Consider the following 19,245-nt stretch of genomic DNA (forward strand, 5'->3'; position numbering starts at 1 on the left):
CTTACTCGCGGAAAGGCGGGCGCATAGAGGAAGGTCTGGCAAAACGCAAGCGCGCTCAGTGGCCGCGACAGGCGAGCGCTTCGATGATGTCGTCCACCCGCGCAGGTTCGCCCGCGGCGATCACTTCGCCGATGCTGTCGCTGGTCAGCGGATCACCCGCCCAGTCGCACATCCGCCCGCCCGCGCCTTCAACCACCGGCACCAACGCGGCGAAGTCGTGAATCTTGAGCCCCGCCTCGACGACCACATCGATATGCCCGCTCGCGAGGCAGCCGTAATTATAGCAGTCGCCGCCGAGCACGGTTGAGCGCACCTGCGCATCGAGATGTTCGAACGCGTGCAATTGGTCATCGTCGAACAGCGCCGGTGAGGTCGTCGCGAGCAGTGCCTCGTCGAGCGCCTTCACCAGCCGCGTGCGTGCGTGCGCGCCGTTGAACAGCGTCGGCTGGCCGATCACGCCGCTCCAGCGCTCGCGCAGGATCGGCTGGTCGATCACCCCGAGCATCGGCCACCCTTCGACCATCAGCGCAATCAGCGTGCCGAAGATCGGGCGGCCCGAGATGAACGCGCGCGTGCCGTCGATCGGGTCGAGCACCCAGGTGCGACCGCTCTTGCCGGGTTTCGTCCCATATTCCTCGCCGATGATCGCATCATCGGGAAAGGTCCGCTCGATCAACTGGCGCATCGCGGCTTCGGCAGCGCGGTCGGCCAGCGTCACGGGGGAGGCATCAGCCTTGCTCTCGAGCCCGAATTCAGCCCGAAAATAGGGCCGGATCGCCGCACCCGCGACATCGGCAAGGGCGGTGGCAAGATCGATATCGGCTGGAGAGATGCGCATCGCCGCTGCCTAGCCGCGTCGCCCGCACAACGCCAGACTCGCATCCGTCACAAAGCCCTGACAAAAGGCGGTCATGCGCCATTTGATCCCATCGCTCGCCGCCCTTGCGCTCATCGCAAGCCCTGCCGCCGCGCAGCTTCGCCCGCTGGTCGCGCCGCCCGAAAGCGCGGCCAAGGCGAGCAGCGACGGCGTCGATGTCTTCGTGGTCAACGAAGGACCCGAAGCGGCGCCGGTGACCGCGCCCGAGACGATCGACACGATCGCCAAGGATGGCACCGCGCTGACGCTCGAACTCATCCGCTCGACGGCCGATACGGCGCCCGTGCCGCCGGGGGGCTTTGCCAAGCTGCGCTACCGGCTCGCGCCGATCCGGGTCGATATGCCGCAAGTCGCGACGGCAACCCCGCGCGCGCCGCGGCCCGAAGAACCCGGCGAGACCCAGGTCGCCGACTCACATGGCCTTGCGAGCGGCTTCCTCGGGCGCTTCCGCCCTTATGAACCGACCTATGTCGCGATCGGATCGGGGCAGGAAAATACCAAGGCGCAGTTCAGCTTCGCGATGCGGCCGTTCGGCGGCACCGGTGCGCTCTCCTACCTCAATGTCGCCTATACCCACACGTTCTTCTGGGCGTTCAACCGCGCCTCGGCGCCGATCACGACCACAATCTACAGCCCTGAAGTCTTCATCGACGTGCCCGTCGGCGAGCAGGTCAATGTCGCCTTTGGCTATCGCCACAGCTCGAACGGCGGCGGCCCGCGCGATTCGGTCGACGCCAATCGGCTCTATCTGCGGGTGAACAAGGCGTTTGATCTCGGGCGCGGCTGGCGGCTCGATGTCGCACCGCAGGGCTGGGTCTTTTTCGGCACGCGCGGCGTCGCCACCGACCTCGATCGTTTCTGGGGCAATGCCGGCATCACCGCGTCGATCGCCAAGCGCGACGGGTTGAAGCTGCAAGTCTATGGTCGGGGCGATCCGACCAGCGGGCGCGGGGCCGCCGAGCTGTTCCTGTCCTATCCGTTGCAGCGGATCGGCGGCGATGTCGGACTCTACCTCTTCGGCCAGGCCTTCACCGGCTATGGCGAGACGTTGCCGCGCTATAATCAGCAAGCCACCACCGCGCGGATCGGGATCGCGCTTACCCGCTAAGGGCCCGGTTGGCGCAGCCGCGCCGGTCGGCTAGTGGCGGTTCATCATCCCGTCGAGGAACCATTGCATGCGCGTTGCCCTTGCTGCCGTCGCTCTGCTCGCTGCCACCCCGGCGCTTGCCGAACTCAAGCCGGGCGCTGCCGCGCCGCTGTTCACCGCCGCGGGATCGGTGGCCGGCCAGCCCTTCACGGTCGACCTGAAGGCGGCGCTCAAGAAGGGGCCGGTCGTGCTCTATTTCTTCCCCGCCGCATTCACGCCTGGCTGCAACGCCGAAGCCCATGCCTTTGCCGAGGCGATTGCCGACTTCAAGGCAGCGGGCGCGACGGTGATCGGCATGACGGCGGGCAATACCGACCAGATCGCCAAATTCTCCAGCGCTTATTGCGCGGGCAAATTTCCGGTCGCGGCGGCGACCCCGGCAGTAGCGGCAAGCTATGACGTTGCCCTCAAGAAGCCCGACGGCAGCGCCAGCGGCTATACCAGCCGGACCAGCTATGTGATTGCGCCCGACGGCAAGGTTATCTTCGTGCATAGCGACATGAGCGCGGCCGAGCATGTCAACATGACGCTGGCTGCCGTGAAGCGCTATCAGGCAACCCGTCGCTGACCTTTGCGCAATCGACCGTAGCGCTCACCGAATATTAGGCCTTTTCGCGATAGAAACCACGTGTTCGACGCTCGCATCACTGCGGGCGACAGTGCGATGATGGGCTTGGCAGTCGATGAGCGGAAGCAGGGCAGTGCGGCAGGTAACGCAATTGGCGGATCGCCATTCGGCCGAACAGTCGATGTTCGACCGCGTGCGCGATTTTTTGACGCGCAATGCGCTCGGCCCCGATCCGGTCAATTATGAATTCGGCTATCGCGTCGCGAGCAATCCCGACAGCGACCTTGCGCGCACAGTCGATGAACTCACCGACGGGGGCATCCGCCTGACCCGTACCGATATCGAAATGTTGGGCGGCGCGGTTGGCATCGGCGCCACGCCCACCACCGAATCGCAGCGCGAGGCGATCGGTCAGGTGCTGGTCGCGCAGACCCAGATGCAGGTCGAAGGCTTTCAGGACCTCGTCGCCAATATTCGCAGCGAGGCGCGCGACTTTGGCCGCGACCTCGCCGCCAAGGCCGATGCGATACGCGACATTGGGCCATCGGTATCGGTCTCCGATATCGTTCGCCTGACAAGCGCGATGCTCGAACGCGTGCAGAGCACCGAAGAACAGCTTGAGGCCGCGACGCGCGAAGCCGATGAACTGCGCCAAAAGCTTGAGGAAGCGCGCGACAATGCCCAGCGCGATCCGCTGACCGGGCTCGCCAATCGTCGCGCCTTTGAAGAAGGCTTTGCCGAGCACGCCGCCCGGGGCGCCACTATCGGCGTGGCAGTGTGCGACATCGATCATTTCAAGCGCGTCAACGACGGGTTCGGGCACGCCGTCGGCGACCGGGTGCTCAAGGCGATTGCCAAGACCTTGTCCGAACGGTGCGAAGGCCACTTGGTCGCGCGCTATGGCGGTGAGGAATTCGTCGTGCTGTTCGCCGACCTGACGCTCGACGCGGCCCATCTGCTGCTCGAAACGGCGCGCGAGGAAGTGTCGCGCAAGCGCTATCGGCTGCGCGAAACCGATGTGCCGCTCGGCGAAGTCACTTTTTCGGCGGGTCTGACGATGGCGCGACCGAATGAACCGGCGAGCGACGTGTTCGTGCGCGCCGACGGTCTGCTCTATGCAGCCAAGGCGGATGGACGCAATTGCGTGAAGATCGGCTGATCGTTCCGGTAAAATTCGCCATAAATTGGCGTTGAATTCACAGCTCATTGGCGCAAGATGCCAAACGAACTGGGTTACCGCAGCGATAACCGCAGATTTCGACCATTTTCCTGACTTGGCACGGTCGATGCAAATCCCTTGAGCATCGCCGCCGAATGGTTCGGCAGGCGGTTCAAGAGGGAGAATTTCAATGGCTCGTTTCGAATCGGTTCAGCGCGTGGTGCTCTCGGTAGCAGCGTCGCTTTTCGTTGGTGTGCTGATGTTTTCGGCTGCCGTTCCCGTCATCCCGGTTGCCTGATCCAGGCACGATTACAGGAGTGAAAGCGATGACGAAGTTTCTGACCCCCGGCCTGCTCGCCTTTGCGATGACCGGCCTGCTCATCATCGGGCACAGCGCCCTGATCAATGTGGTAGCCGGCGCCTGATGCGCGCCGCACCACGCCAGGCGCGCGACCCGCGACGCGACGTGGTGCCGATTTCGCGCGCCACGTCGCGCCGAAAGGCCTAGGCTGCGCGCCGATCGCAGGCATCACGCCCGCGCGGGAGCCGCACATGGCCAAGGCCCAGAAAAAATCGAACAAGGAAATCCGCAAACCCAAGGCGGAAAAACCCAAGAAGCTCAACGCATCGAACCCGTCGACCAAGGGCGCGGTGACCCCGGCGGGCAAAGCTTGAGCCCGACAATGGGTGACGATGACAGCTATATCTATGACGAAGCCAGCGGCGAATGGATCAGCGCCGCCGCCGCAGCGGCAGCACCCGCCGACAGCGATCGCATCGAAGTGCGCGATTCGGTCGGCAATGTGCTCGCCGATGGCGATCAGGTAACGCTGATCAAGGATTTGACGGTCAAGGGCGCGGGGCAGACGCTCAAGCGAGGCACGCTGATCAAATCGATCCGGCTGACCGGCGATGCCCAGGAAGTTGATTGTAAATATGACGGGATCAAGGGCCTCGTCCTGCGCGCGGAATTCGTGCGCAAGCGCTGAGGCCCTTTACCCTTGGGGTCAGCCTTTGCGGCTGGCTTCGAACAGGAACCAGGCGCGCTGTTCGGCTTCGTCGGTCCAGGTGTCGAGAATGCCGCTGGTGGCATTGTCCTTGGCCTCATCGACGATGTACTTGGCTTCGCGCAGCGCCGCGATCAGCTTCAGATTATCGTCGCGCAGCTCGGCGAGCATATCATCGGGCGCGACATAGCTCTCGTCATTGTCCTTGATCGTCTGGTGCCGCGCGATGTCGCCGATCGAGCGCAATGTGGTGTTGCCGGTCTTGCGCACGCGCTCGGCAATCGCATCGGTGGTCGCGAAAATCTGCGCCGCCTGCTCGTCGAGCAGCAGGTGATAATCGCGGAAATGCGGCCCGGACACATGCCAGTGGAAATTCTTGGTCTTGAAATAGAGCGCAAAGCTGTCGGCGAGGATCGCGTTGAGCGCCTCGGCGGCGGTCTTGGTGGCGTTTGATTTCAGGTCGGTCGGGGTCTTGAGCGCTGCTTCGGTCGCCATCTGCGATCTCCTGTGCGGGTGAATCGACACGATAATGATTCGCCTGGCAAATTGTATCCATCGCGACCGGGAGAATCTTCGATCAGACTGGGCGAACGGCTAAATCAGCCGCAAGGCGCTGAGCGCTGCAACGATTGCCGCAAGAATCAGCAAACTACCGACGGGCAGGCGCGCCACGCGCTGGCGCAGCGGCGCGGCGCCTTTCTCCCCCAGTGCGAGCGCAGCGGCGATGACCACCGCGCCGCCGATTGTCGCGCCGACGGCGGCAAAGACGGGCTCGCCGACCCGCAGCGCAATCGCCATTGTCAGGAACTGCGCGCTGCCAAAGCCCAGCGTCAGCATGCCGATCAGCGGCGTAACGAGCGGTCCGGTCCGCCATCCGGTCATCGATTCGGGCGGCTTGAGCGTGCCGAAACAACCAAGTCCGGCTGCACCAAGCGCAATCGCAAGGAACAGCGCGCGGGCATTGGGGGTCAGGCGCGGTGCGATCAGCGCGCCGCCGTTTGCGGCCAGCGCATTGACGATTGCCAGCGCGGCCACTGCCCCGAGCAGCACAAGCGCGTGCTGGCGATAGCGCGCGCCAAGGCCTGCCATCAGCCACGGCGTGCGATCGGTCGCGTGTATCAACAAGGCCGCGACGAGCGCCGCCATCAATGCGTCCATGCCCGTCCCATTCGATCGAGGCATTTGCTATGGGGCGGGTTGCGTAAAGATGACGTTAGCCGGAAACGTCCACCCGCACAGGCTTGACTTTCGCGCGCGCCTCCGCCAATTGGCCCGCCTGTTCAAGCGGCGGGCACCCCTGCTCTTCGCTTGTTGCTTTTTCAACTTCGCAGGATTTCGGGTCATGGCAAAGCCGACCACCGTCAAGATCAAGCTCGTCAGCTCGGCCGACACCGGGTTCTTCTACGTGACCAAGAAGAATCCGCGCACCAAGACCGAAAAGCTGAGCTTCAGGAAGTATGACCCCGTCGTGCGCAAGCATGTCGACTTCAAGGAAGCCAAGATCAAGTAACGGCTTGGCTGCCCCAATCGTCCGGCGTGAGCCGGTTCAAAGAGCCGCAGGCCCCGGGCCGTGCGGCTCTTCGCTTGTCGGGAGCAGCGCGTTCACTTGGGCCACGAACGCTGCGAGCGCGATCGGCTTCGACACATAGGCATTGGCGCCCGCCGCGCGGATCCGTTCCTCATCAGCGCGACTCGCATAAGCCGTGACCGCGAGAATCGGCGTGGTCCGCAGCGTCAGATCGCCGCGGACCTGCGCGATCAGGTCGTAACCACTGACATGCGGCAGCTGGATATCGGTGATCAGCAGGTCAGGCTGGAACGCGCGCGCCCGCGCCACCGCCTCGCGTCCGTCGCGCACGCCCTCGGTTTCGAAGCCATGCGCACGCAGCAGATCGCAGAAAAGTTTGAGGTTGAGTTCGTTGTCCTCGACAACCAGCACCCTTTTTGCCACGTCCGCGCCACATCCTTTTTCAGATCAGGTCCCCGATTAGGCAATGCGCGCGCGCGATACAAATGAAGACGCGGCGGCACTGGCGTTGCAGGCGCTGGTGTGGGCGCTCGGCGAGCCTGCCCGGGCCGAACGGCTGCTCGCGCTGACCGGGCTGACGCCTGAAGGGCTAAGGGACGGCGCCGATTCACCGGCGGTACTGGCGGCGGTGCTGAGCTTCCTTGAAAGCCATGAACCCGATTTGATTGCCTGTGCCGACGCATTGGGCGTCACCCCGCCGACACTCGTCGCGGCGCGTGCACGGTTGGAGGATGCATGAAGCCATTGCTGATCTGCGATTGCGACGAAGTGCTGTTGCACATGGTCCGCCATTTCGGCGTGTGGCTGCGCGAACGCCATGATATCGAATTCAACATGTCGGGCGGCGATTTCCGCAACAGCATGAAGCGCCCTGACGGCGCGCTGGTCGAGTTCGAAGAAATGCGCGGGCTGATCGACGGCTTTTTCCCTGACGAGATGGAGCGTCAGACGCTTGTCGTGGGCGCGCGCGAGGCATTGTTGGCGTTGAGCGCGACCGCCGACATCGTCATCCTGACCAATCTCGGCGATCATTGCCGCGATGCGCGCATTGCCCAACTCGCCGCCTTCGGTATCGAGCACCGCGTCGAAACCAATCAGGGCGGCAAGGGCGATCCGGTCGCGCGGCTGGTCGCCGAGCATGGCCATCCCGTCACGGTGTTCGTCGATGATCTCGGCGTGCATCACGAATCAGTCGCCAAGCATGCGCCCGCCGTCCACCGGCTGCACATGGTGTCCGAGCCCGAACTGGCGCCGTACATCAAGCCCGCGCCGTTCGCGCATGCCCGCATCGACGATTGGCATGAAGCGCTGGCGTGGATTACCGAGCGTTTTGCGCAAAATCTTCCTGCCCCCGACCAAGGAGCCCCTGCATGACCGACCGCATCGCCACCAAGCTCGCCGAACTCGGCCTGACGTTGCCCGCAGCAGCAGCGCCCGTTGCGGCCTATGTGCCGGCGGTCGAAGTCGGTGGGCTGCTCCACATCTCGGGCCAGCTGCCGTTTGCTGCCGATGGCGCGCTGATGACGGGTCGGGTCGGCGAGGATCGCGATCTCGATTACGCCAAAGCGGCCGCAGAACGCTGCGCGCTGATGCTGGTCGCCCAGATGCACAAGGCTTTGGGCGTTCTGCACCGCGTTGAGCGCGTCGTGAAGCTCGGCGTGTTCGTCAATTCGGCGCCGGGCTTCACCGATCAGGCAAAGGTTGCGAACGGCGCGTCGGAACTGATGGTCGCGCTGTTTGGCGAGGCGGGCAAGCATGCGCGCAGTGCAGTTGGCGTTGCGGTGCTGCCCTTGGGCGCGGTGGTGGAGATCGATGCGATCGTGGAGGTTCAGGGGTAAGCGCGGCAACCGACTTGTCCGCCTATCCGCCCAACCACCGTTCGTCCCGAGCGTAGTCGAGGGGCGGGCCAGGGGCGGTTCGCGTGGCGCCCGTGTCTCGACTACGCTCGACACAAACGGGGTATTGAGAATGGGGAATGGTGCGGGGCCCGTCTCCCAACATCACCCCAGCGCCGCGAGCTTTTCCTCGGCCTGCCGATCCAGCTCGGCGCGCGTCTTCTTTTCCGACGCGGTCTTCAACTGCCCGCATGCCGCATCGATGTCGCGCCCGCGCGGGGTGCGCGTCGGGGCCGAAATGCCGGCCTCGAAGATGATGTTCGAAAACGCCTTGATCCGCTCCGGCAGTGACGTGTCATAGGGCGCGCCGGGCCAGGGATTGAACGGGATCAGGTTGACCTTGGCAGGCAGCTTGTACTTGCGGATCAGCCGGACAAGCTCGCGCGCATCGGCGTCGCTGTCGTTCTTGTCCTTCAGCATCACATATTCGAAGGTGATCCGCCGCGCGTTATTGGCGCCGGGATAGTCGGCGCAGGCCTGAAGCAGCTCCTCAATCCCGTATTTGCGGTTCAAGGGCACGATCTCGTCGCGGATTTCCTTGGTGACCGCGTGCAGCGAGACCGCGAGGTTGACGCCGATCTCGGCGCCCGCGCGCGCCATCATCGGCACCACGCCGCTGGTCGACAAGGTGATCCGCCGCTTCGACAGCGCCAGGCCATCGCCATCCATAACCAGCTTCAACGCATCGCGGACATTGTCGAAATTATAGAGCGGTTCGCCCATCCCCATCATCACGATGTTGGTGAGGAGGCGCCCCTCGGGCTGGCTCGGCCATTCGCCGAGCGCATCGCGCGCGAGCATCACCTGGCCGACGATCTCGCCCGCGCTCAGATTGCGTACCAGCCGCATCGTGCCGGTGTGGCAAAAGCGGCAATTGAGCGTGCAGCCGACCTGGCTCGACACGCACAAGGTCCCGCGATCGGCGTCGGGGATGAACACCATCTCATAATCCTGCGCATCGGGCGCGCGCAGCAGCCATTTGCGGGTGCCGTCGGTCGAGACTTGCGCTTCGATCACTTCGGGCCGCCCGATGACGAAGCGCTGTTCGAGCCACGGCTGCATTGTCTTCGCAATGTCGGTCATCACCGCGAATTCGGTGGCGCCGCGATTATACATCCAGTGCCACAACTGCTTGGCACGCAGCTTCGCCTGTTTGGGCTCAAGCTGCGCGGTTTCGAGCGCGAGGCGCAGCTCGTCTTTCGACAGCTCGATCAAGTCGATGCGGCCATCATCGCGGCGCGGCGCGGCGCGCGGCACCGCGACAGGATCGATATAGCCAGGGATTTGCATGTTATGGGTCCAGCGGATTCGGTTTAGGAAGAAAGCAATCTCGGATCGCATCAACGTGTTGGATCAAATCCTGCGCAGCGCGATGATCCCCCATTCGATCAAGAATCACGTCAATTCCTTCACGACGAGCTAGCTTTGCCGCTGGTACAAAGTCCGCGTCTGCTGCCACGATTACGATCTGATCAACCTGTCCTTTGAAAGCGAGCGATGCCACATCTAGCCCAAGGCGCATATCCACGCCTTTTTGTTTTGTATCAATTTCAAAATCTTGGTCGGTCGGGTGAAATGAGGCCGGGTCTTTGATAAGTCTGGCTGTTGCGTTTTCGCTGAGCCTCCAGCGCGAAGTGTCGTTCAGTCTGCCAAGCCGGAGGGCTACCTTTCGGAGCTTTTGTATTTCTTGATGGAGTTGAAGCCGAAACCTCGCGTCGCTCGTCTTCGAGAAATCGACTGACTTTCGCGAAAGCGGGGCGTGCATTCGCTTCGTGAGAGGAGGGCAATCATAGAAGAACAAGCGATAAAACTGGCGCGACTCTGCCAGTGGCAATTGCTGCGAAAGTTGCTCGCTTACGGTTGTTGGTCCGATGCGCTGGACGAGATGCCAATAGGCCAGCATGCCTAGACCATGGGCGACGCTTTTCGGATCGTGTCTGTCATGATCGGGGAGGCTATGCCTGAACCGGCGCAGAAAAAATGCGCCATCAACAAGGATTGCCGTCGCCATTTTGGTTGCTCAAAAAAATGTCCCCGGGAGCGGCCTTGAGCTGATGTCTGCTCTCGCGAGCGCCTCAAGACGACTGCCGGGGACGGGATATTTCCCTAATAGCTATTCTGTCGGAAAAGTCAATATTTGCTGACGCGCAGGCGCTGGATCAGGCAGGCGCTTTCACGGGCGTCGCATAGCTCGCAAAAGCGCCCAGCGCCCGCTGCGCCTGCTTATACGCCTTGGGCTCGCGGATGCCGAGCCGGGCGCGCGCCGCATCGATTGGCTCGTTCAGCAGCGTGGGATAATCCTCGCCCGCCAGCCACGCGGTGCGCTTGCCGCTGCGATAGCCTTCCCAGACGGCGCGCGCGAAGGCGAAGCTTTTCGTCACGAACACCGACTTGATCGACGCGCCCACCGCGATGAACGCCCAGCCGAGCCCGCCGACCTGCGCATAGCTGAACGCGACAAGGCAGGCCTCGCCCAGCGTTTCGTCGGCCTTATAGCCGGTCAACGTGTGCCAGATGTCGTGCGTGTCGCGGATGCGCCGCCCGAACCAGGCATAGGGGTGGCGCATCGGCACTTCGGCCTTGTCGAGGTTCGACACTTCGGCCAGCCCCATCGCGGTGTAACCCGTGGCGGCGAGGAAATCGCGATAGGCCGCGCCGACGGTGCCGGGCTTGAACGATGCGATATAGGCAGGGTCGGACAGCGTGTCGGCAAGCTCGATCTGGGCATAGGCCATTTCGCCGCCTTCGAAACTGCGCACCAGCCGCTGGAAATTGCGCTTGCCATTGCCCGCGTTGAGCGCGCGCATGATCACGAACACCTGCGTGGTGTCATCGCCGTTGCTCAGCAGCGTGCGCAGCGCGCGCCACGCGGTCTTCCAGTCACGACGATCGGGGATGAGCGTTTCGGCCATGAGCGAGTCCCTTGCTGACAGACGTGTCAATAGCATCCCCCCTAGCCGTTAAGCAACCGTTGCCAGCACCCCATTAGGACATGAACTCTGGACACAATGACAAGAGGAATTGACAGGCACGGCGAGTCGTGACAAGAGCTCTTGTCATATGGTCAATACCTCTTGTCTTCACTCGATTCTCGCAACGGGGCGCTGACCGTGGAAAATCGCTTGCGTGTGCTGCGCGCCGAAACCGGGATCAGTCAGGGCGAACTCGCGCTGAAGCTTGGCGTGTCGCGCCAGACGATCAATGCGGTCGAAACCGACAAATATGATCCCAGCCTGCCGCTCGCGCTGCGGCTCGCCAAAGTTTTTGGAGTGCCTGTCGATGCCATCTTCCTCGATGATTGGACCCCCGATGACCAGCGTTGATCCTTCGGCCCGGCGTCGCTTCGGCATACGCCAATTAGGCATCGCCGTGTTTGTTTTCGCGCCAATTGGCGGCGGTGTCGGCTATCTGGTGGGCCGCGCGCTCCGGAAAGCGACGCCCGCCGGCGTCCCGCTGAGCTGGACCGCAGTCGAAGGAATCAGCCTGCTGATTGCCGCGTTGCTTATCGTGAGTGGCGCGGTGGTGGCTTTTGCTGCGACCAGCAACCGTCGCTGGAACAGCATCGTCGAGCGTCAGCCACGCGATGAGCCGGTCGATCCCGCCGCGCGCACCGGCGGGCTGTGGCAGGCGCTGGTCTGCATCCTCGCAGCCGGGATGATGATCCTGCCGCCGGTCGCGGCCCACGCAGGGTTGAGCGTCGAGACGCGGGTCGCGATTGCGGGCAGCATCGGCTTGCTGCTCGCGGTCCAGACCTGGCTCAACCTGAAGCTATGGCGCGACGGCGATGAGCTGACCCGTGCCGTGATCGCGCAGACCGGCGCGCTGTGCTTCTGGTCGCTCCAACTGGCGCTGTTCGGCTGGGCCGCGCTCGCCAAGCTTGACCTCGTTGCCGATATCGACAGCTGGACGATGTTCACCGTTCTAATGGGGGCCTATCTGGTGGCGTCGCTTGTGATTTCGCAGCGCCGGGGGCTGACGCCGGGCTAAAGCGCGGTGACCATAGGTCGTGAACCCATAAACGACCGCTTTCAGCAAGAGGGCTAGACGGCCAAAACCGGTGGATTGCGGAAGGGCGCTCAGTTTGGCGGAGATTTGGAATCGGGCAGGCGAAGGCTTTCTCGAAATGCCTGAACCTCGTCAGGAGAGCGCTCCAATGCTCGTCGGTAGAGGTGTTCGAGCGCCGCTTTGTAGCTAGGTCGGTCAGCCCAGATGCCTGACTCGGCCCTAATCAGGTTCGACAGCACGTCTCCCGGATAGTAGCCGCCTTCGAACAACGGGTCATGCTCTAGCTTCGGCCAGACCAGATCGAGCAGGTAAGGGTACCCATAGTGCTGGACTACAAGCCGACCAATTTCTTCGTCGGTTAGCTCTCGCAGTGGTTTTTTCCATGACCTCTGGATCGCCGCAATCATGGGCGTCGGAGCATCGTCCGGGTTCCCCTCGCTCCAACCACTTAGTTGCTCGAGGGAAAGCGAGAGATCGGTGAGTGCAGCGGCCATCCAGTAGTTAGGACACAACTACTGATTGTCCACAACTGGGGCGAAAGCCGACCGGCAACTTTTATGAGCCTATGGCGTAAGCTAATGCTCACTCCCGACCCGTTTGTGTCGAGCTAAGTCAAGACACCGTGCGCGCCGCTTGTGGCCTGTTTCTCCACTTCGCTCGAAACAAACGGATCAGTGTACAGCCGCCAAAATCAACCGTTCAAACCCGCATCGGCATGATGACGTAGAGCGCCGGTGATTTGTCGTTCTCGCGGATCAGCGTGGGGGCGGCGGCGTCGGCCAAGTGGACCTCGACCGTGTCGCCTTCGAGCTGCGCCAGAATATCGAGCAGATAGCGGCTGTTGAAGCCGATCTCGAACGGTTGCGCGGCATAGTCGCCGGGGACTTCTTCGGCTGCCGTGCCATTTTCGGGGCTGGTCACCGACAGGATGATCTTGTCGCGGTCGAGCGCCATCTTCACCGCGCGGGTCTTTTCGGTGGCGATCGTCGAGACGCGGTCGACGCCTTCCTGGAACGCGCGCGGGTCGATCTTGAGGATGCGGTCGTTACCGGTCGGGATCACCCGGCTGTAATCGGGGAAAGTGCCGTCGATCAGCTTCGACGTCAGCAGCGCCTGCCCCAGATCGAAGCGGATTTTGGTGTTCGACAGCGACACGCCGACCGAACCGTCAATCTCGTCGAGCAATTTGCGGAGTTCCGCTACACATTTACGCGGCACGATCACGTCGGGCATGCCCTCGGCGCCATCGGGGCGCACCACGGTGACGCGCGCGAGCCGGTGACCGTCGGTCGCCGCTGCCTTCAACACTGGCGTCGGATCGTCCGACACATGCAGGAAAATGCCGTTCAGATAATAGCGCGTTTCTTCGGTCGAAATCGCGAAGCGCGTCTTGTCGATGATCTGCTTGAGCGTTTCGGCGGGGAGTTCGAACTGCACCGGCAGTTCCCCTTCCGCGATCACCGGAAAATCGTCGCGCGGCAGCGTCGCGAGGCTGAACTTGGCGCGGCCCGCCATGATCGTCATCCGCCCTTCGGCCGCCGACAGCGCGACCTGGCTGCCTTCGGGCAGCTTGCGGACGATGTCGAACAAGGTGTGCGCCGACACCGTGATCGCGCCCGGCTGATCGACGGCGGCGGCGACATGTTCGTTGATCTGCAGGTCGAGATCGGTCGCCATCAGCTTGAGCGTGCCTTCAGCCGTCGCCTCGATCAAAACGTTCGACAGGATGGGGATGGTATTGCGCCGCTCGACCACCGACTGGACGTGGCTCAAGCCCTTCAACAAGGTTGCGCGTTCGATCGTCGCCTTCATTCTGCTCCCCCGGGGCCGCCACCCCTGAATATTTGTTGCCCGGATCGGTTCCACAGGCAAAGCGCCAGCCTTATTCCTTAAACATAAAAAGGGCCGGGGCAATGCCCCAGCCCGCTTCATTCGGCCCTTGGCGGGGCAGTCCGAGCAGAAGCGGTAACCAAGCCAAAGCACGGCGGCGCCGCATTGTTGCATCATCGCTGGATAAACGCCGTCAAGCGTTGCATCTGGGGCGGACTATCGGGAGGCGACATGCGGCAGGGCAGGGATTTCATCGCGCGGCACGGCGAGACGGTGTTCAACGCCGCGCGGCGGTTGCAGGGCGATGCACCGCATACGCCGCTGACGCGCGCGGGCTTTGCGCAGGCCGATGAAATGGGCGCCGCGCTCGCCGCCTATCTCGGCCAACGTCCACCGTTGACGCTCTGGTCTTCGAGCGCGGGCCGCGCACTGCAAACGCTGGCGATCATGGCCGAGCATATCGGGCTCGATTGGCACGCGGCGCATCCCGACGACCGGCTGGTCGAAATCGGCATGGGGCGCTGGGGCGGGCGCTATTACGCTCAGCTGATCGCCGAAGTCGGGTCGGTGATCGATCCGGCGAGCGGGTTGCTGACCCCGTCGCCCGATGGTGAGACTTATCCGCAGATTGTCGCGCGGGTCTCGGCGTGGCTGGCCGATACCAACGATCATCCGGGCGATCGGCTGGTTATCATGCACGGCGTGTCGAGCTGCGTGCTGCGCGGGGTGATGACCGGCCTGCCGGTGTGGCCCTCGCTCGGCGCCCCGGCCGCCAAGGGATTGCCGCAAGGATCGCTGGTGATGATCGAAGGCGGCGCTGAAACGGTGATCCACTTGGGTGGCGGGCACGCTCCCGCATGAAGCGATTGCTGCTCGCCGGGCTGTTGGTGGCGGGGTCGGCGCAGGCGCGCGACGCGCTTGGCGTTTATGATCGTTGGGCTGCCTTTCGCGATCCGTCGCCGCTGCATTGTTATGCGATTTCGAGCCCGGTCGGGGCGGCAAAAGCTGCTGCTTCACGCCCCTTCGTCAGCCTCAACAGCTGGCCGCGCCAAGGTACGCATGGTCAGCTCCATGTCCGGCTCAGCCGCGCGCGCGATCCCCGCGCGCGGGTGACGCTCAGCATTGGTGAACGGCGTTTTGAACTGGTCGCGGGCGATGCCGATGCCTGGGCGCCTGACGCGCGGACCGATGCCGCCATCGTTACCGCGATCCGCGAAGGGCGTTCGCTCAGCGTCGAGACATTGGCGAAGGGCGGACGCCCCTTTGCCGATGTCTATCCGTTGCGGGGTGCTGCAACCGCGATCGACGCCGCCGCGCTCGGCTGCCTGCCGCGCTGAGCGCGCTCGTTCAAATTATTCCGGCCTCACACGCGAGATTCCACCTTCATCACCCGAAAAATCGCTTTAAACATGCGGTGTTGCACGAAGTGGAGAAGGTGATGCGTCGCATGCTCAGGTGGCTGGCTTTAGCGCTGGCGTTCGCCGCGATAGCGGGGCCCGCGCAAGCCGAATGGCTGGAGGCCAGCAACAAGCATTTCATCGTCTACGGCAATATTTCGCGGCGTCAGCTCGCCACCTTCACCGATCGGCTCGAACGCTATGGCGCAGCGGTGCGCTATTTGTTCCGGTTGCCTGAGCCGCCCGGCGCTGGCGCCAATCGCGTCACGATCTATGTCGTCGGCGGCACCGGGGCGGTCCAGAAATATTATGGCGGGCGCGGTGGCGGCAATGTCGCAGGCTTTTATCGCACCAGCGTCGAAGGGTCGTTCATCGTCACCCCGCTCAACGTCGACAGCGACAGCGAAGACTTTAACGCCAATCTCGTCCTGTTCCACGAATATGCCCACCATCTGCTGCTCGGCAACAGCAGCGCCATTTACCCCGGCTGGGTGAGCGAAGGGCTCGCCGAACTGCTGTCGACCGCGATCATCAACGATCAGGGCGCGGTGACGTTCGGCGCGGCGAACAATGCGCGCGCGGAAAGCATCTTTGCCGACAGCCTGATGTCGGTGAAATCGCTGCTCGATTCCGATGCGCGCAAGCTTGACGATCAGGCGACCGACCAGAAATATGCGCGCGGCTGGCTGCTGGTGCATTATCTGATGTTCAGCCGCAAACGCGACGGCCAGATCGACCAGTTTCTGCGGCTGATCGCGCAAGGCACGCCGCCGGTAACAGCGGGGACGCAGGCCTTTGGCGACCTCAGCAAGCTCAATGCCGAGGTCAACGCGTATCGGACCCAGCGGCTCAACGGGCTGATCATCAAGCCCGACCGATTCACCACCGATCCGGTCACGGTGCGCGCGCTGTCGCCGGCCGAAGCCTCGATCATGCCGCTGCGCTTCGAATCGGCGACCGGTGTGACCACGGCGGAAGCGAAGAAGCTCATCCCCGGCGCGCGCAAGATCGCCGCTGCCAATCCGACCAATGGCTGGATTCAACGCATCGTGGCCGAGATGGAATATGACGCTGGCAACGACACCGAGGCCGAGGCAGCGTGCGACCGTGCGCTGGCGATCGACCCCAAAAATCTGATGGCGATGGTCTATAAGGCGCGCGTCCATCTGCGCCGCGCCGTAACGGCGAAGCCCGGCGATCCAGCGCTGTGGCGCGATGCGCGGCAATGGATCGTCAAGGCGAACCGCATCGATCCCGATTATGCGCTGCCGCTGGTACTCTTCTACACCAGCTATTTGCTGGCGAACGAAACCCCGCGGCCCAGCGCCATCGATGGACTGCTCCGCGCGGTCGAGCTGGCGCCGCAGGAAGACGAGGTGCGCGTGTTGGCGTTCCGTGAGCTGCTCGACAAGGGCGATTTGCCCGCCGCACGCCACGTGCTGGCGCCGGTCGCGTTCAATCCGCACGCAACCGGCGACAATCCCGTGCGCGCGATCGTTCAACTGATCGATTCGGGTGCCGATGTGGCGGCGGTCCGCGCGGCCGCTGCCAAGGCGAAGCTCGTGGGCGACGCCGAGGCCGCTGGCGAATGACTCAGGCCGCGAGTCGCAGCGCCATCCGGTCCCAGATTTCAACGAGTGCCTGCGTCAGCTCGTGCATCATCGCTGCATCATGCGCGGGGCCGGGCGTGAAGCGCAGCCGCTCGGTGCCGCGTGGCACGGTCGGGTAATTGATCGGCTGGACGTAAACGCCATATTCGGCGAGCAAAATGTCGCTGATCCGCTTGGCCTTGACCGGATCGCCGACCATCAGCGGCACGATATGCGTTTCGCCCAGCATCACCGGCAGCCCGGCGTCGGCGAACATCGCCTTGAGCTGCGCGGCGGCAGCTTGCTGGCCGTCACGCTCGACGCTTGATGCTTTCAGATGGCGCACGCTGGCGAGCGCGCCGGCCACCAGCACCGGCGACAGGCTGGTGGTGAAGATGAACCCCGGCGCATAGGACCGGATCACGTCGACGATCACCTGATCGGCAGCGATATAGCCGCCCATCACCCCGAAAGCCTTGCCGAGCGTGCCTTCGATGATCGTCAGCCGGTGCGCGAGCCCGTGCGCTTCGGAAATGCCGCCGCCGCGCGCGCCATACATGCCGACGGCATGGACTTCGTCGAGGTAGGTCAGCGCATTATAGTTGTCGGCGAGATCGCAGATCGCAGCAATCGGTGCGACATCGCCTTCCATCGAATAGACGCTCTCGAACGCGATCAGCTTCGGCGCCTGGGGGTCAGCGGCGGCGAGCAATTCTTCGAGATGCGCCACGTCGTTGTGCCGGAAGATACGCTTGTCGCAGCCCGAATTGCGGATGCCGGCGATCATCGACGCGTGGTTCAGTTCGTCCGAAAAGATGATCAGTCCGGGCAGGATCTTGCCCATGGTGCCCAAAGTCGCTTCGTTCGAGACATAGCCCGAGGTGAACAGCAGCGCCTGTTCCTTGGCGTGCAGATCGGCGAGTTCGGCTTCGAGGTCGACATGATAATGGGTGTTGCCGCCGATATTGCGCGTGCCGCCCGAGCCTGCGCCGACGTCGTGCAGCGCTGCCTCCATCGCCGCGATGACAGCGGGATGCTGGCCCATCGCGAGATAGTCGTTCGAGCACCACACCGTGATCGGCTTCGGGCCATTATGCCCGGCAAAGCAGCGCGCATTCGGGAAGGCACCCTTGTTGCGCAAAATGTCGATGAAGACGCGGTAGCGGCCCTCGGCATGCAGCCGATCGATCGCCTGAGTGAAGGCGCGGGCATAATCGACGCGCGGCGCGGGCACGGGGGAGTTCATGCCGCGCGCCTTAGCGACGAATGCGCGGCCGTGAAAGGGCACAGAATCGGTCACGTAGATCGCTTTTGCCGCGCTACAGCGCCTCGATCCGGGTGAGGCCGTGGCGAGCGAGCGCGGGCGCCAGCGCCGCTTCGGGCGCGCCGAGCCTAGTGAACACGGCAATTCCGTCAGGGCGCGCGTCGGGCCATGCCTGTCCTTGCGTCAAATGCGCGATCCGCTGCGCGATCCCCGCGCTGCCGTCGACAAAAGCCAGCGGGCGGGGCGCGGCGGCGGCAAGTTCGGCCTGCACCAGCGGAAAATGCGTGCAGGCCAGCACGACCGTATCGATCCGCGCCCCGCCCGGCTGGTCGAGCAGTCCGGCGAGCGCCGCGGCATAGCGCGCAGGATCGATCGGCTCGCCACGGAGTTTCGCCTCGGTCGCTGCCACCAGATCGGCCGAGCCGTGGCGGAGTACGAGGCAATCGGCAGCAAATTGCGCCGCCAGATTGTCGACATAGGCCTGCCGCACCGTCGCATCGGTGCCGAGCACGCCGATCGCCCGGGTAAGGCTAGCCTCCGCAGCGGGCTTGATCGCGGGGACAGTCCCGACAACGGGCAGATCGAGCGCGGCGCGCACGCCGGCCAGCGCGATCGTCGAGGCCGTGTTGCAGGCGATCACGATCAGTCGCGGGCGATAGCGTTCGGCCAGCCGCCCCAGCAATGCCGGCACGCGGACGGCAATCTCGGCTTCCGATTTGGTACCATAGGGAAAGCCCGCCGAATCGGCGGCATAGACGATCGGCATCAAGGGCAGGCGCGCGCGCGCCGCCGCCAGGACAGATAGTCCGCCGACACCGGAATCGAACAAAAGCACGGGGCGCGGATCGCTCATCCGCGTCAGATGGCGGCAATGCGCCATTTTGGCAATTGATGCAGCGCGATACCGATTATTGCGTGCTTGGCACGCTGACGGCTATTGAAGAGGTCAGATCGGGGGCACACGTGGCGCAGAACATGG

25 protein-coding genes are annotated in these 19,245 nt (G+C 63.7%); 14 read left to right on the forward strand and 11 right to left on the reverse strand.

Annotation, left to right across the window (positions count from 1 at the left end):
• Window positions 1–55: 55 nt before the first annotated feature.
• On the reverse strand, window positions 56–838 hold the full coding sequence (gene hisN / locus K2W81_RS09170) for a histidinol-phosphatase (RefSeq protein WP_294103575.1): 783 nt from the start codon (window positions 836–838) through the stop codon (window positions 56–58).
• Window positions 839–911: 73 nt separating this feature from the next.
• Here hisN and K2W81_RS09175 point away from each other — a divergent pair, with 73 nt between their 5' ends.
• The 5 genes from K2W81_RS09175 (at window position 912) to K2W81_RS09195 (ending at window position 4,740) form a co-directional block, all read left to right on the forward strand.
• Complete coding sequence (locus K2W81_RS09175; RefSeq protein ID WP_294103576.1) at window positions 912–1,985, forward strand: phospholipase A; 1,074 nt, start codon at window positions 912–914, stop codon at window positions 1,983–1,985.
• 67 nt (window positions 1,986–2,052) lie between these two features.
• Entirely contained in the window at window positions 2,053–2,592 is a 540-nt protein-coding gene (locus K2W81_RS09180) for a peroxiredoxin (protein ID WP_294103577.1), read from the forward strand.
• A gap of 115 nt (window positions 2,593–2,707) precedes the next feature.
• The gene (locus K2W81_RS09185) at window positions 2,708–3,751 is read left to right on the forward strand and encodes a GGDEF domain-containing protein (protein ID WP_294103578.1); all 1,044 of its coding nucleotides are present in this window, start codon (window positions 2,708–2,710) and stop codon (window positions 3,749–3,751) included.
• 552 nt (window positions 3,752–4,303) lie between these two features.
• Window positions 4,304–4,426 carry a hypothetical protein gene (locus tag K2W81_RS09190; RefSeq protein ID WP_294103579.1) on the forward strand — a complete coding sequence of 41 codons (123 nt, stop codon included), beginning with the start codon at window positions 4,304–4,306 and terminating at the stop codon, window positions 4,424–4,426.
• 8 nt (window positions 4,427–4,434) lie between these two features.
• Window positions 4,435–4,740 carry an alkylphosphonate utilization protein gene (locus K2W81_RS09195; protein ID WP_294103706.1) on the forward strand — a complete coding sequence of 102 codons (306 nt, stop codon included), beginning with the start codon at window positions 4,435–4,437 and terminating at the stop codon, window positions 4,738–4,740.
• An 18-nt stretch (window positions 4,741–4,758) separates the two neighbouring features.
• Here the strand turns inward: K2W81_RS09195 and K2W81_RS09200 are convergent, their stop codons facing one another.
• Complete coding sequence (locus K2W81_RS09200) at window positions 4,759–5,253, reverse strand: DNA starvation/stationary phase protection protein (protein ID WP_294103581.1); 495 nt, start codon at window positions 5,251–5,253, stop codon at window positions 4,759–4,761.
• A 99-nt stretch (window positions 5,254–5,352) separates the two neighbouring features.
• The gene (locus K2W81_RS09205) at window positions 5,353–5,916 is read right to left on the reverse strand and encodes a TMEM165/GDT1 family protein (protein ID WP_294103583.1); all 564 of its coding nucleotides are present in this window, start codon (window positions 5,914–5,916) and stop codon (window positions 5,353–5,355) included.
• Window positions 5,917–6,100: 184 nt separating this feature from the next.
• On the opposite strand from K2W81_RS09205, the gene rpmG reads away from it, so the two are divergent.
• Window positions 6,101–6,268, forward strand: a complete 168-nt coding sequence (rpmG, locus tag K2W81_RS09210; RefSeq protein ID WP_294103585.1) for a 50S ribosomal protein L33 — start codon at window positions 6,101–6,103, stop codon at window positions 6,266–6,268.
• 36 nt (window positions 6,269–6,304) lie between these two features.
• Here rpmG and K2W81_RS09215 read toward each other — a convergent pair whose 3' ends face one another.
• On the reverse strand, window positions 6,305–6,709 hold the full coding sequence (locus K2W81_RS09215) for a response regulator (protein WP_294103587.1): 405 nt from the start codon (window positions 6,707–6,709) through the stop codon (window positions 6,305–6,307).
• 43 nt (window positions 6,710–6,752) lie between these two features.
• On the opposite strand from K2W81_RS09215, the gene K2W81_RS09220 reads away from it, so the two are divergent.
• Genes K2W81_RS09220 through K2W81_RS09230 form a run of 3 tightly spaced genes read left to right on the forward strand, consistent with a single transcriptional unit; the run spans window position 6,753 to window position 8,124 of the window.
• Window positions 6,753–7,025 carry a DUF3572 family protein gene (locus K2W81_RS09220; RefSeq protein WP_294103589.1) on the forward strand — a complete coding sequence of 91 codons (273 nt, stop codon included), beginning with the start codon at window positions 6,753–6,755 and terminating at the stop codon, window positions 7,023–7,025.
• Window positions 7,022–7,660 (forward strand): HAD family hydrolase, encoded by a 639-nt coding sequence (locus K2W81_RS09225; protein ID WP_294103591.1) that lies wholly within the window; start codon window positions 7,022–7,024, stop codon window positions 7,658–7,660. Before K2W81_RS09220 ends, K2W81_RS09225 begins: the two co-directional genes overlap by 4 nt.
• On the forward strand, window positions 7,657–8,124 hold the full coding sequence (locus K2W81_RS09230; RefSeq protein ID WP_294103593.1) for a RidA family protein: 468 nt from the start codon (window positions 7,657–7,659) through the stop codon (window positions 8,122–8,124). Before K2W81_RS09225 ends, K2W81_RS09230 begins: the two co-directional genes overlap by 4 nt.
• Before the next feature lie 162 nt (window positions 8,125–8,286).
• Here K2W81_RS09230 and rlmN read toward each other — a convergent pair whose 3' ends face one another.
• The 3 genes from rlmN to K2W81_RS09245 form a co-directional block, all read right to left on the reverse strand.
• The gene (rlmN, locus tag K2W81_RS09235; protein WP_294103597.1) at window positions 8,287–9,471 is read right to left on the reverse strand and encodes a 23S rRNA (adenine(2503)-C(2))-methyltransferase RlmN; all 1,185 of its coding nucleotides are present in this window, start codon (window positions 9,469–9,471) and stop codon (window positions 8,287–8,289) included.
• A gap of 1 nt (window position 9,472) precedes the next feature.
• Window positions 9,473–10,192, reverse strand: coding sequence for an NYN domain-containing protein (locus K2W81_RS09240; RefSeq protein WP_294103599.1), 720 nt, complete (start codon window positions 10,190–10,192; stop codon window positions 9,473–9,475).
• 148 nt (window positions 10,193–10,340) lie between these two features.
• Window positions 10,341–11,093 carry a Coq4 family protein gene (locus tag K2W81_RS09245; RefSeq protein ID WP_294103600.1) on the reverse strand — a complete coding sequence of 251 codons (753 nt, stop codon included), beginning with the start codon at window positions 11,091–11,093 and terminating at the stop codon, window positions 10,341–10,343.
• Window positions 11,094–11,291: 198 nt separating this feature from the next.
• Here K2W81_RS09245 and K2W81_RS09250 point away from each other — a divergent pair, with 198 nt between their 5' ends.
• Both K2W81_RS09250 and K2W81_RS09255 read left to right on the forward strand, forming a co-directional pair.
• On the forward strand, window positions 11,292–11,504 hold the full coding sequence (locus K2W81_RS09250; protein ID WP_294103601.1) for a helix-turn-helix transcriptional regulator: 213 nt from the start codon (window positions 11,292–11,294) through the stop codon (window positions 11,502–11,504).
• Entirely contained in the window at window positions 11,491–12,168 is a 678-nt protein-coding gene (locus K2W81_RS09255; RefSeq protein WP_294103602.1) for a hypothetical protein, read from the forward strand. Before K2W81_RS09250 ends, K2W81_RS09255 begins: the two co-directional genes overlap by 14 nt.
• Before the next feature lie 89 nt (window positions 12,169–12,257).
• Here the strand turns inward: K2W81_RS09255 and K2W81_RS09260 are convergent, their stop codons facing one another.
• Window positions 12,258–12,680, reverse strand: coding sequence for a contact-dependent growth inhibition system immunity protein (locus tag K2W81_RS09260; RefSeq protein WP_294103603.1), 423 nt, complete (start codon window positions 12,678–12,680; stop codon window positions 12,258–12,260).
• Window positions 12,681–12,885: 205 nt separating this feature from the next.
• Window positions 12,886–13,998 carry a DNA polymerase III subunit beta gene (dnaN, locus tag K2W81_RS09265; RefSeq protein ID WP_294103604.1) on the reverse strand — a complete coding sequence of 371 codons (1,113 nt, stop codon included), beginning with the start codon at window positions 13,996–13,998 and terminating at the stop codon, window positions 12,886–12,888.
• Window positions 13,999–14,247: 249 nt separating this feature from the next.
• Between dnaN and K2W81_RS09270 the strand changes: the two genes are divergently transcribed.
• From K2W81_RS09270 to K2W81_RS09280, 3 genes are all read left to right on the forward strand, one after another.
• Window positions 14,248–14,877 carry a histidine phosphatase family protein gene (locus K2W81_RS09270; protein ID WP_294103605.1) on the forward strand — a complete coding sequence of 210 codons (630 nt, stop codon included), beginning with the start codon at window positions 14,248–14,250 and terminating at the stop codon, window positions 14,875–14,877.
• Window positions 14,874–15,353, forward strand: coding sequence for a hypothetical protein (locus K2W81_RS09275; protein ID WP_294103606.1), 480 nt, complete (start codon window positions 14,874–14,876; stop codon window positions 15,351–15,353). Before K2W81_RS09270 ends, K2W81_RS09275 begins: the two co-directional genes overlap by 4 nt.
• Before the next feature lie 101 nt (window positions 15,354–15,454).
• Entirely contained in the window at window positions 15,455–17,005 is a 1,551-nt protein-coding gene (locus tag K2W81_RS09280) for a DUF1570 domain-containing protein (RefSeq protein ID WP_294103608.1), read from the forward strand.
• Between the two features lies 1 nt (window position 17,006).
• On the opposite strand, the gene hemA is transcribed toward K2W81_RS09280, so the two are convergent.
• A complete protein-coding gene (gene hemA, locus K2W81_RS09285; protein WP_294103610.1) occupies window positions 17,007–18,248 on the reverse strand; it encodes a 5-aminolevulinate synthase in 1,242 nt (413 codons plus the stop codon).
• Between the two features lie 73 nt (window positions 18,249–18,321).
• Window positions 18,322–19,119 (reverse strand): glutamate racemase, encoded by a 798-nt coding sequence (gene murI / locus K2W81_RS09290; RefSeq protein WP_294103612.1) that lies wholly within the window; start codon window positions 19,117–19,119, stop codon window positions 18,322–18,324.
• Window positions 19,120–19,245 lie beyond the last annotated feature (126 nt).

It is taken from the genome of Sphingomonas sp., assembly GCF_019749955.1.
Classification (GTDB): Bacteria; Pseudomonadota; Alphaproteobacteria; order Sphingomonadales; family Sphingomonadaceae; genus Sphingomonas.